The organism is Mesorhizobium sp. Arg314, from assembly GCF_053714275.1.
This window is the reverse complement of the sequence record NZ_JBSKBP010000271.1, coordinates 1-404: the sequence shown is the minus strand read 5'-3', so window position 1 is coordinate 404 and position 404 is coordinate 1. Positions and strand designations below refer to the sequence as shown.

The 404-nt window shown below is 55.0% G+C and carries 1 protein-coding gene; it reads right to left on the bottom strand.

Annotation, left to right across the window (positions count from 1 at the left end; all coding sequences use genetic code 11):
* Positions 1-224 (bottom strand): TlpA disulfide reductase family protein (locus tag ACWGS9_RS35445; protein ID WP_454509509.1); only part of this gene is annotated, 224 nt, incomplete at its 3' end.
* Between the last annotated feature and the right edge of the window lie 180 nt (positions 225-404).

The following is a 404-nucleotide window of genomic DNA, read 5'->3' as shown; positions in this document are numbered from 1 at the left end:
GGAGCGTCTTCGCAAGCTGCGACTCCGATGACCTCAAGTCCGCTATCTTTGTATTTCTCCTGCAACTGCATCAGATGCGGCATCGCCGCCACACATGGTCCGCACCACGTTGCCCAAAATTCGACGATGTACACTTTCCCAGGCTGGAAGGCGGCAAGCGGCTCGCCTCGCAGCCAGCTCTCCACCTTAATCGCAGGGGCCGGGGACTCCATATGCAGTACCATGTTGCTCTCCAAAGCTATTGCCAAACGCGACTAAGACTCGCTCGTCTCGCGCGTCGGTGTGCTCGTAGGTTCATCGGGTTGGAAGCGCTTCCATGGGTACATTAGCCTCTCATTTCTCCTAGTCAAGAAAATGTTGGAACCGCTTCCGGTAATTCGATATTGATATAGGGATCACCAGCG